This window comes from Methanosarcina sp. MTP4 (genome assembly GCF_000970045.1).
Taxonomy (GTDB): domain Archaea; phylum Halobacteriota; class Methanosarcinia; order Methanosarcinales; family Methanosarcinaceae; genus MTP4.
In genome coordinates, this window is sequence record NZ_CP009505.1 from 3,098,210 (window position 1) to 3,109,111 (window position 10,902).

The 10,902-nt window shown below is 48.2% G+C and carries 10 protein-coding genes; 3 read left to right on the plus strand and 7 right to left on the minus strand.

Annotated elements, in window-relative coordinates:
- Window positions 1-992: 992 nt before the first annotated feature.
- From MSMTP_RS12845 to folP, 3 genes are read right to left on the minus strand one after another with little or no spacing between them, the layout of a single operon-like run.
- On the minus strand, window positions 993-1,871 hold the full coding sequence (locus tag MSMTP_RS12845) for a methylenetetrahydrofolate reductase (RefSeq protein ID WP_048180098.1): 879 nt from the start codon (window positions 1,869-1,871) through the stop codon (window positions 993-995).
- A gap of 24 nt (window positions 1,872-1,895) precedes the next feature.
- Window positions 1,896-2,510, minus strand: coding sequence for a methylenetetrahydrofolate reductase C-terminal domain-containing protein (locus MSMTP_RS12850; RefSeq protein WP_048180101.1), 615 nt, complete (start codon window positions 2,508-2,510; stop codon window positions 1,896-1,898).
- A 2-nt stretch (window positions 2,511-2,512) separates the two neighbouring features.
- Entirely contained in the window at window positions 2,513-3,739 is a 1,227-nt protein-coding gene (folP, locus tag MSMTP_RS12855; RefSeq protein WP_048180108.1) for a dihydropteroate synthase, read from the minus strand.
- A gap of 571 nt (window positions 3,740-4,310) precedes the next feature.
- Here folP and MSMTP_RS20225 point away from each other — a divergent pair.
- Window positions 4,311-4,445 carry a hypothetical protein gene (locus tag MSMTP_RS20225; RefSeq protein WP_255350975.1) on the plus strand — a complete coding sequence of 45 codons (135 nt, stop codon included), beginning with the start codon at window positions 4,311-4,313 and terminating at the stop codon, window positions 4,443-4,445.
- Here MSMTP_RS20225 and MSMTP_RS12860 read toward each other — a convergent pair.
- Together MSMTP_RS12860 and glyA are read right to left on the minus strand one after the other, a co-directional pair.
- Window positions 4,442-5,305: a bifunctional methylenetetrahydrofolate dehydrogenase/methenyltetrahydrofolate cyclohydrolase gene (locus MSMTP_RS12860; RefSeq protein WP_048180111.1), complete on the minus strand. Its 864-nt coding sequence runs from the start codon at window positions 5,303-5,305 to the stop codon at window positions 4,442-4,444. The two genes, MSMTP_RS20225 and MSMTP_RS12860, sit on opposite strands and share 4 nt — an antisense overlap.
- A gap of 27 nt (window positions 5,306-5,332) precedes the next feature.
- Window positions 5,333-6,571 carry a bifunctional serine hydroxymethyltransferase/L-allo-threonine aldolase gene (gene glyA / locus MSMTP_RS12865; RefSeq protein WP_048180114.1) on the minus strand — a complete coding sequence of 413 codons (1,239 nt, stop codon included), beginning with the start codon at window positions 6,569-6,571 and terminating at the stop codon, window positions 5,333-5,335.
- A gap of 127 nt (window positions 6,572-6,698) precedes the next feature.
- Between glyA and MSMTP_RS19400 the strand changes: the two genes are divergently transcribed.
- Window positions 6,699-6,863 carry a hypothetical protein gene (locus MSMTP_RS19400; protein ID WP_156153833.1) on the plus strand — a complete coding sequence of 55 codons (165 nt, stop codon included), beginning with the start codon at window positions 6,699-6,701 and terminating at the stop codon, window positions 6,861-6,863.
- 255 nt (window positions 6,864-7,118) lie between these two features.
- On the opposite strand, the gene purN is transcribed toward MSMTP_RS19400, so the two are convergent.
- Complete coding sequence (gene purN / locus MSMTP_RS12870; RefSeq protein ID WP_048180116.1) at window positions 7,119-7,727, minus strand: phosphoribosylglycinamide formyltransferase; 609 nt, start codon at window positions 7,725-7,727, stop codon at window positions 7,119-7,121.
- 154 nt (window positions 7,728-7,881) lie between these two features.
- Window positions 7,882-8,865 carry a transcriptional regulator gene (locus MSMTP_RS12875; RefSeq protein ID WP_048180118.1) on the minus strand — a complete coding sequence of 328 codons (984 nt, stop codon included), beginning with the start codon at window positions 8,863-8,865 and terminating at the stop codon, window positions 7,882-7,884.
- Window positions 8,866-9,238: 373 nt separating this feature from the next.
- Between MSMTP_RS12875 and MSMTP_RS12885 the strand changes: the two genes are divergently transcribed.
- The gene (locus tag MSMTP_RS12885) at window positions 9,239-10,525 is read left to right on the plus strand and encodes a tRNA(Ile)(2)-agmatinylcytidine synthase (RefSeq protein WP_048180121.1); all 1,287 of its coding nucleotides are present in this window, start codon (window positions 9,239-9,241) and stop codon (window positions 10,523-10,525) included.
- Window positions 10,526-10,902 lie beyond the last annotated feature (377 nt).

The window sequence follows — 10,902 nt, forward strand, 5'->3', positions numbered from 1 at the left end:
CTTCTGGTAGCCAGGCTAACATTAATCGACCAAAAATGCCCAATAAAAGATACGGACAGGCAAAATAAGAGTTAAAAGACGTCAGATAAAGTCTGTCCGAAAAAATTATTCTTCGGAAAAAACCCTGCTTAACAAACCATCTCCCTTACACCGGATAGATTAAGAAACAGATATACTGAGGAATCGGGAATATCAGACATGTAAGCCCAAAAACCGCAAGGAAGCCTGAAAACCGGAATGAACATTTCCAAAAGGCTTTCCTCCCCGGACACACAGAAATAATAATTATACGCTTTGCATCGGAGTCTGTGTTCTGGAAACATCAGGAATCACAGCTTGCAATTATCAGGTTTTCACATTCATTTTCTCGATGTCTGCAAAACTTAAGGCTTCGGGGGTTCCATTTTTAAGTGGCAAAAAAGCCATTTTCCACCAGGGTACATCTTAGCCGGAGAAACTTTATTTAAGACTGATGTCCTGCAGACCTGAACAAACTTCCGGTACGCTAACAGGGCCTCTATTTAGCCTTCTCTGGTAACTCCAAAGCCCGGGACAGGGTGCGAACACATTTCCCGATATCCTGCCGTTCTACTACAAATTCACCTGTAACAGTCTGCAGGTGTAAATTATAGAGTTAACAACCTCAATATGGTATATGCTGCAGAACTACTTAAAAAGAGATTAAATACATCATATGAAAACTTATATATGCAAAAACTTTTGAGGAATAGATCAAAGGTTAACAGGGATACACATGACAAATTGTCCTAATGTTAACGCCGTAAAATATAAGCCTGGAACCCAACTTTATGGAGTGGAAATACATAGATAGGGCCCTCCGACCCGAATCCTGACTTTACTTTCTTGAAGCCACATTCCACTGTGTAAAGGTTACCTTCTTGAAGCCACGGTTAACGAGGTAATGATACGGAGGCCGTACCTTCCGGAATACTTCCCGGTTTCTTAGGGGTTACTTTCGGGATTCTTCGAAGTTACTTCCGGGAAATTCCTGCCATGGAAAGCAAACGGCGAGTATTCTTATGAGACCCGATGGGCATAATGTGAACGCCACGACACAATTTTGTAAGCTCCTTTATGGTCTCGGAGGCTATGGAGAAACCTTCATCGGCAGGGTCAGAAGCGGTTTTCAGACGGGAAAGGATCTCTTCAGGGACATGTATTCCCGAGATATGTTCATTCATGTACTCAGCCATCCTCAGGGACTTAAGGGGGATGAGGCCGGCAAGGATAGGGACTTCCAGATGGGCTGTTGATTCCACAAACTCCTCAAACATTCCCACATCGTAGACTGCCTGAGTCTGGATAAAATCGGCTCCGCAACTGACCTTTTTTTCAAGTTTTATGAGCTGCAGGACCTCTTGAGGGTTTATGCCGGAAACCGCACCCATACAGAAGGAAGTACCTCCGTCCAGCCTATTTCCTGCTAAATCGATCCCTTTGTCAAGTTTTCGAACAAGCTCCAGAAGCTGTACTGAATCGAGGTCGTACACGGGTTTAGATCCCGGGTGGTCTCCGCAGGAAGGAAAGTCCCCTGTCATAACACAGACGTTCCTTAATCCGAGGGCATATGCACCCAGAAGGTCGGACTGGAGCCCGATCCTGTTCCGGTCCCTGCAGGTGAGCTGCATGATTACCTCATGCCCTTCATCAAGCAGGAGCTTGCTGAAAGCCAGGGAACTCATATGCATGATGGAACACTGGTTATCTGTGACGTTCAGGGCATCTGCAAGGCCCTTTAACTGGCTGGCGTCTTCCAGGGGGGCGGCTACATTCGTACCTTTCGGAGGAGATATTTCAGCAGTAACCAGAAATTTACTGGAATTCAGTTTTTCTCTAAAATTAAAAAGCATTAAATAAGTATATTAGAAATGAAATTATTTAAAAGCATGCTCTTTTGGGGCACGTATAACATAAAGAAGATCAAGTCTGTTAATTTTCTTCAGACGTTCGTAAATCAGAGCCCAGACGCAGTCATTTTCACTGTTAACTTCACACTTCCCTGCAACTGACCCTCCGCAGGGCCCGTTCAAAAGCCCCTTGGGACACTGGGATTTCGGGCACAGGCCACCGAACTCGCCGACCGTGCAGTCCCCGCACATAATGCACTGGTTGCTAAGAAGTTTCCCACCGCTTGATCCGCCGAGGGAAAGCGTATTATTCGAACCGTACACGGGAAGGTCAACCACATTGGCTGTAGCGGAAACACCGCTTCCGCAGCCCATTACAAGGACGCAACGGGCCTCTTTTATCTTCTCGTTTTTCTCGACAAGAGATTCATAAGACCGGATACTGCAGGCTGCAGTGGGAAGAGCCCAGCCCACTACATGCTTTCCGTGCTCTTCCAGCCGGCTGCACATGGCAAGGACTTCCGGTTCTCCTCCGGTCTTCAGCTTTGCAGCACATACATTGCATCCGATTATAAAGACATCGTCTTCATCCTTTAATATTTCAAGGATCTCTTCAAGGGGTTTTGCTGAAGTTATGATCATGTTTACCTCGAATATCGATAGTCCAGGTCACTCCTGTTTGCAATACATTCACGTAACATTCCTGCAATAAGGGGAAGGGAGCGGGCCTGTCCCTCCAGTTTCCGGGCCAGGCGTTCGAGTTGCAGAAGGGTTCCCATCACAAGGACATCTGTCGTCTCCGTTTCATGGGAAACCGCATCACGAGTAAGGGCGGCGTCGCCTCCCCGCGCAAGTAACTCCTGTTTTATAATCAGGGCCTCGGTTGTGGTGAGGTTCCTGATCCTTAGTACCAGGTGGACACTTTTGTCCCGCATCACCTGCGAGCCTACTCCGGTAGCTCCCAGCTTTCGCATTACCAGAGAAGCATCCTGAGGAGTCTTGATTTCAACCACTGAAACCTCATACCGGGCTTCCTTTACCAGGCTGGGCCGGCTCCTCAAAGCCCCTGCGACCTTCACGGCGTCCACGGTCTCGGGTACATCGTGCGTACGGATGATGTGAGCTCCCTTGTAGACCGCAATGGCTGCAGCCGCCAGGCTCCCGTAGAGCCTTTCAGGCGCGGGTTTTTCCAACACCTCTCCGATGAAGGATTTTCTTGAGAGGGCAGCTAGAAGAGGTTTTTCGAAGATTTTCAGGCGATCGAAATCGTCAAGGGTTTCAAAGTCATAGAAAGAAAGTTTTTCTTCGGTCCACCTGCCTATGGCAGGATCAAGGATCAGGCCGTTCGGGTCAATTCCCCCGGCTTCGGCAGTCCGTATAATAGAATCAAGCTCTGAGATAATCGCATCCATCCCCAGAGGGTCTCCCGGAACCTTTTCCGAAGCCATCACCACAGCAGGACAACCGTGGTCTGCTACAACCCTTATCATATCCGGGTCGATGGTAAAGCCGGAAACGTCGTTGACGAGGTCAGCCCCCCGCCTGAGAGTTTCTTCTGCGATTTCCGAAAACATCGTGTCCACGGAGATCACCGCGTCCACATTCCCATCCAGAACTTCCAGGACAGGCAAGAGCCGTTTCAGTTCTTCGGCCTTGCTGATAGGCTCTGAAAACCTCCAGGTAGAACGGGCTCCCACATCCAGGAAAGTGGCTCCGTCCTCGACCATTTTCCGGGCAATTTCGAGCACTGAGTCGGGGGCAACCACCGAACCTTTGAAGAAAGATTCGGGACTCAGGTTAATTACACCCATCACATGCGCAGGGTATTGGTCTCCAACTTTCAGACCGCAGATAGTAGTATCAACAACCATTTTTGACAACCAGATTAAATAGATTTCAATTGTAATACTCAAAGACATGCTTCCCGGAAAAAACACCTTGTTTCCGGCACCCGGCGAAGCCCGAATAGAGGAGAAAACTCAGCAGGGTTTGAAGGCCGGTAGTCCGGGCTCCTGACAGATTAGAAGTTCCGGAAAGAACATTCGGATACAACATGAAGGGGTGTGGAAATTTCAGGGGAAGCCGGGAATGGCAGGTACGGATTCTTACTATTTATGTTAATATCAGCATGTTATTATTGGCATAAATATCAGCATATATTGGTAGGAGCTTTTATCAAAAGCGAATTATAAGTCGCAATGTTAAGAATGATTTTAATCACTTCATATGAATATTTATTATTGAAGTTATGCGGAACTATGTTATAGTGGGTTTCAATAATACATAAAAATATTGATGTGTGCAATTAATTTAACACAATTAGGAAAGTCGACCCAGGAATTTCCTCCCCCGGTATCCCGGAGAAGCGAATGATAGAGAAAGAAAGTAAACGAAAAACAAGGGAAAAACAAGAAGCAAAGGAAAAAATGAGAAAAGGAAAAAATGAGAAAAGAGAAAAATGAGAAGCAAAGAAAAAGAAGAAACAGGGAAAAAACGAGAAGCAAAGGAAAAAATAAGAAAAAAAATGTGGAAAATCCCCCGGGACTGGGGGAAAAAATATCAAAAGATGGTTTTTAGAGGCTCTTTTCCGCACACATAAGCACATGTCTCATGAGCATTGCGATGGTCATTGGACCCACACCGCCGGGTACGGGGGTAATAAGTGAAGCCTTCTTGATGACGTTTTCAAAGTCCACATCTCCGTATACGCCATCTTCTTCCTTGGTGATTCCCACATCGAAAATCACAGCACCTTCTTTAACCATATCGGCCTTAATCAGGTGCTTGACCCCTACTGCAACGACAAGGATGTCGGCTTCCAGGGTGTATTTTTTCAGATCATCGGTGTAGACGTGGCAGACCGAAACCGTGGCATTCCTGTTCAGGAGCATGGCAGCCATAGGTTTTCCGACCACATTGCTGTGCCCGACAATAACCGCATTCTTTCCCTGGACCGGAACGTTGTATTCTTCCAGAGCCCGGATGACCCCATAGGGAGTGCAGGGCACAAGTCCCTCATCCCCGATCATGAGCTTGCCCATGTTATAGGGGTGGAAACCGTCTGCGTCCTTGGCAGGGTCTATGGCTTCCATTGCGCTCTGGGGAGAGAGTTGGGGAGGGAGCGGGAGCTGGAGCAGGATTGCGTGCACGTCTTTGTTTTCGTTCAGGCTTTTGATCAGGCCCAGGAGATCTCCCTGGCTGGCATCCGCGGGCAGCAGGTAGTCTTCAGCCCTGATCCCGACCCTGTCACAGGCTTTGTGCTTGAGGCGGACGTACATCTTGGAGGCGGGGTCGTCTCCTACGAGGATGGTGGCAAGCCCCGGGGTAATCCCCCTGCCACTTTCCAGGTCCTCGACCCCTGTCCTTACTTCTTCTTCGACAAGCTGTGCAAGAGCTTTTCCGTCTATGATTCTTGATTCATAGCTTTCGACTGACATGGAATGAAACACCCAAAACCTCTTAGATTAGCGGTAGACCGGGAACTGTGCGCAGAGTTCCTTCACCTTGCCGCTTATTTCCGACAGGAGCTGTTCGTTTTCAGCATTCTTGACTGCAACTTCGATATAGTCGGCAATTAGTTCCATTTCCTTTTCCTTCATACCCCTTGTGGTACAGGAAGGGGCACCGAGCCGGACTCCACTGGTGACAAAGGGACTGCGGGTTTCGAAGGGCACGGTGTTCTTGTTGGCAATGATCCCGGCTTTGCTCATGGCCGCCTCTGCGTCCTTGCCGGTAATGTCCAGGTTGTTCAGGTTGACAAGCATAAGGTGGTTGTCGGTTCCGCCGGAGACAAGGTCAAAGCCTTTTTCCTTCAGGCAGGAACAAAGAGCTGCCGCGTTCTTTACGGTCTGGACCTGGTCCTGCTTGAACTCCTCACTCATGGCTTCCTTGAAAGCCACTGCCTTGGCAGCGATAATGTGCATAAGAGGCCCGCCCTGGAGACCCGGGAAGACTGCTTTATTTATCGCCTTTGCAAGTTCCTCATCCCTGGAAATAATCATCCCGCCACGAGGACCCCGGAGGGTCTTGTGAGTGGTGGTGGTCACGAAGTCAGCATAGGGCACCGGGCTCTGGTGTACACCGGCAACTACAAGCCCTGCAATGTGGGCAATGTCTGCAAGGAGGTAAGCCCCGACTTCGTCGGCAATTTCCCTGAACTGCTTGAAATCGATCTCCCTCGGGTACGCTGAGGCCCCGCAGACGATCATGTTCGGCTTCTGTTCCTTTGCCATGTTGAGGAGTTCGGCATAGTCCAGCATCTCGGTTTCTTTATTCACACCATAGGGCACGATGTTGTAGAGCTTCCCTGAAAAGCTTACGGGACTGCCGTGGGAGAGATGCCCGCCGTGGGAAAGGTTCATGGACATTATGGTGTCGCCCGGCTGCAGCACCGAAAAGTACACTGCCATGTTGGAGCCCGAGCCTGAATGGGGCTGGACGTTGACATATTTTGCCCCGAAAATTTCCTTTGCCCTGGAGATTGCGAGGTTTTCTGCAACGTCCACGAAGTCACAGCCTCCGTAGTAACGCTTGCCTGAATACCCTTCGGCATACTTGTTGGTCATAATCGAGCCCTGGGCCTCCATAACGGCCCTGCTCGCATAATTTTCGGATGCGATCAGGTTAAGCTTGAATTCCTGACGCTCGGCTTCCTTTTCAATAGCCGCTGCAATTTCCGGATCGATTTCTTCTATGTAAGACATGACTGTCACCTGGTTAATCCATGCATTTAATATTTTCTCAAAAGCACGATTTTAAATCAAGATTTTTTTACTGGCTGTTAAACGGTTAACTTGAAATTACGAATTCTTTGATCGAGTGTTAAATTGAGTGCTTGCAATAATTGAGGCTACAACACATGAAGTTGAAGATATTGATATAGGATTGCTTGACGAGATAGGATTGGTTAACGAGATAGGATTGCTTGACGGTAAATTGCTAAATAAGGAATTCCCTGAAAAACCTATGAGCACTTTTTTTCTCGTAAAACTTTGAAATCTGGAATTTTGAACAGGCATTAAAGGCATTAAGTTCCTGAACTACTTATAATTTTGAACCACATATAACATTATGGTATCAAAGAAGACATTGAGGGAGGAATATATCCTGTTTCCGGCACCTTCCTGATTGAGCACAATTTCGATCTGACGTCTGTCTGTTTCACATTTGGAACTAAGACCCGGGGATTTTGGGACCCGAGTTATGGGCGCTGTTTATGGGATTTCCGGATATTAGTTTCAGGGCGCCAGCTTAATCCAGAGACCTTACTTTCCTGCCCTCAACTTTAAGTTTGCCCTCCGCAAAAAGCCTGACAGCTTCGGGATATATAATATGTTCCTGTTCGAGGATCCTGCCTGTAAGAGTTTCTTCCGTGTCGTCGGGAAGTACCTGCACGCAGCTCTGAAGAATAATCGGCCCCGAATCAAGCCCTTCGTCAACATAGTGGACCGTGCAGCCTGCGACTTTTACCCCGTACTCGAAAGCCTGCCTCTGGGCATGCAGCCCCTTGAACGCCGGGAGGAGGGAAGGGTGGATGTTCAAAATCCGGTCTCTATACGCGTCAATGATTTCACTGCCAAGGATCCGGAAGTAGCCCGCAAGCAGGAGCAGGTCCACATCATAATTATTCAGAAGTTTAAGGATATCCCGATCGTATCCGGATCTGTCGTACCTGCCCGGGTCAAGAAAAACAGCGTTAATTCCATGTTTCCTGGCACGTTCCAGCGCATAGGCATCGGCTTTATTGGAAATAACCAGATTAACCGCTGCATCTTTTATGTAGCCCCTTTCAATGCTATCTATAATCGCCTGGAGGTTCGAGCCCCGCCCGGAGACCAGCACTGCAATCTTTACCGTCATTGATGCCCCATAATTGAAACAGTGATATATTAGGGTTTTGGAAACCCGGGAAAATCAAAAGAAGAATCCGAAAGAAAAAAGAAGAAAAGTTTGAGGAAATAGGGGAATTTTGGAGAAAACGTGAAGACAAGAAAACGTGAAGACAAGAAAAGGCTCAACTCTCTTCCTTGCGCTCTTCTATGAAGGTCAGAAGCTCGTCCGAATCACTGATTTTCCCGAGCTCTTTTTTCTCGATAAGCACAGTGTTTTCCACGGACTTGATTTTGGCATGCCCGTTGATGATGAAAACCGACTCGGTCTTCGTGACACTTGAAATGCTGCTCATGAGGTGAGCTCTCTTGATTACCGTGGTGTTATACTCACTGACCCCGGTAAGGATTGTGGACGACTCGTCCTTTGAAATAGCCTTGAAAGGGGCCTGTGCTGTCGTAAGTATGTCGTACCCGAGCAGGGAAATCATATTGAGGACCGAGTCCTCAGGACGAGGGGAATGGGGCTGTGAGTGCTGATTGGGAACTTCAATTTCGCGCCGTGGCTCTTTTCGGGACTTCCTGCCCTCCAGGGGTTTCAGGATATCTATAGGCAGGGCTAGCTCAATCCCGAAGATATCTTCCAGCTGGAGCACTACGTCAATTGAAGCGTCCATGCCTTCCTCTTCGTACTTGCTGATGGTCCGCCTTGAGACGCCCACCATGGAAGCAAGGGATCCGAGAGACATTGAAATATCCGTACGGGCTTTTTTCAGGATGTACCCGTCAATGGAGACATAAAGCCCCCCTGGCGCTGCAGAAACCAGGGGAGGAATGTTTTCGATAAAATAATCGAAGAGCGTCTGGACGCTCAGGGAGAGGACGTCGTAGCGCATATATACAACGCTGTCCTCAAGCATCTGGTCCCTGGTCTTAGCCCCCACGACTATAGCCGATCCTCCAAGATAGTCTGCCAGGTACTTCATTTCCCGGGCAGTTGCCTCGTTCAGGCCGTCAATGTTAAATAAAACCTTACAAAGTAAGAGAGTTTTATCCTTTCTTGCAGCAATGTCAAAACTCCGCGGCCGGATATTGCAGCGCTCGGAAACTACAAAACCCGCATGAGACAATACATCAATAATTTGATGTATGAGAACTTCTTTTGTCATTGCAATAGATGTTTCTGTTTGAACATCTATATATATATTTCTATATTGAGAATAATGTTTATACCGTAAAATCGAAAAGAAGAGAGCCGGACAACCCTCCGCCAGGAAACAGCCGGGAGGGCAGGGAGGGCCCGGAGAGCCAGAAAAAGGTGCCTGAACCCCAGAAAAAATCCGGAAAAATGGAAATTCAGAAAAATGATTATCAGAATTCAGAAAAATGATTATCAGAATTCAGAAAAATGATTATCAGAATTCAGAAAAATGATTATCGGAATTCAGAAAAATGATTATCGGAATTCGGAAAAATGATTATCGGAATTCGGAAAAATGATTATCGGAGTTAGGAAAAAATGATTATCGGAGTTCGGGAAAAATGATTATCGGAATTGACGACACGGACTCAAATGAAGGGATGTGTACCACTTACCTGGGAGCCCTGCTGCTCGAAGAACTGCAGGCCTTCGGAGAAGTAGAAAAACCTCCACTCCTTGTCCGCCTGAACCCCACCATCCCCCACAAGACCCGGGGAAACGCAGCCGTAGCCCTCAGGCTGGAGACCTGCTGCCCTGAGAAAGTTATGGACCACGTCATCTCCAGAATCGAAGAATTTGCCCGGTTTGAATGTGAAAAAACAAACCCTGGAGCTGTTTTCATCCAGGAGAACGAAGGAAAACTCCTGAAACCCGTTCTCCGGGCCTTTCTGGAAAAAGCAGTCAGGGACGTTATCACAATCGAAGAGGCAAAAAACCTGATCTTGGAACTCGATATCCCCTCAAAAAGCTTCAAGAACGGGAGAGGGCTCATCGGCGCCCTTGCAGCCTGCGGGGCTATGCTGAACCGGGAAGACTGGGACCACACCTATGAACACCTGGCTTACAGGCAGCGGGAAAAGTGGGGGACCCCCCGCTCCGTGGAAAAGGAAAGCCTGGAAGAAGCCGACAGGCAGACATATCCGGAGACCTGGGACACCCTGGACCATGCAAACAGCCTTGTGGTATGCGTACCGCACTCCCCGGACCCTGTCCTCTTCGGGATCAGGGGAAAAAGCCCCGATACCGTCACAAAAGCCGCCTCCCTGGTCAGAGCTGAGCCAACCGAGCGCTTTGCAGTGTACAGGACAAACCAGGGCACTGACATGCACATCCTGCCTGCGGAGAGTGTAGAGGAAATTCGGGACATGCACTCGTACAGGGTGGAGGGCACGGTATCCGCAACTCCGAAAACAATTCACGGGGGGCACGTAATTTTCTCTCTCCGGGATAAAGCGGGAGCCGAACTTGACTGTGCGGCCTTCGAACCGACCAAGAACTTCCGGGAGCTTGTAAGGGAACTACTTCCAGGGGACAGGGTCGTGCTTTTTGGGAGCGTGAACTCCCGTACCCTGAACATAGAAAAAATAGAAATCAAAGAACTTGCCCTCCTCTACACGGAAGAAAACCCGAAATGCCCCACCTGTGGGAAACACATGAAGTCCGCAGGGCAGGGCCAGGGGTTCCGCTGCAGGAAATGCAGGACTCAGGCCCCTTCAAAAGTCAGCTGCGAAATAGAAAGGGCCCTTGAACCCGGCCTATATGAAGTTCCCCCCTGTGCGAGGAGACACCTGGCAAAGCCGCTTGTAAGGGAAAAACGCTCAGACTGCAGGATATTCCCTTCACGTTGAATAGGAAAAAAGATAGAAGTTCCGAAAAAACAGCCCGCCATTTTCGGATATCATTCTTCCGAATCCAGGCTTTTCAGCGTCCTTTTTCCTTAGTCCTTTTTCCTTAGTCCTTTTTCCTTAGTCCTTTTTCCTTAGTCCTTTTTCCTTAGTCCTTTTTCCTTAGTCCTTTTTCCTTAGTCCTTTTTTTCAGAATATTTCTCCGGCATCCGGTTTTTCAGAATCTCCTACCACTGATCCTGGTTTTGAGACCGAGTCCAAAGATCCTGATTTTGAGATCGATCCCATTTGATACTCATAGTGGTATCGAGTCCATTAGATACTGGTAGTGAAATCGGTCCCATTGATACTGGTATCGGAACCGACTCCAATGATCCCGA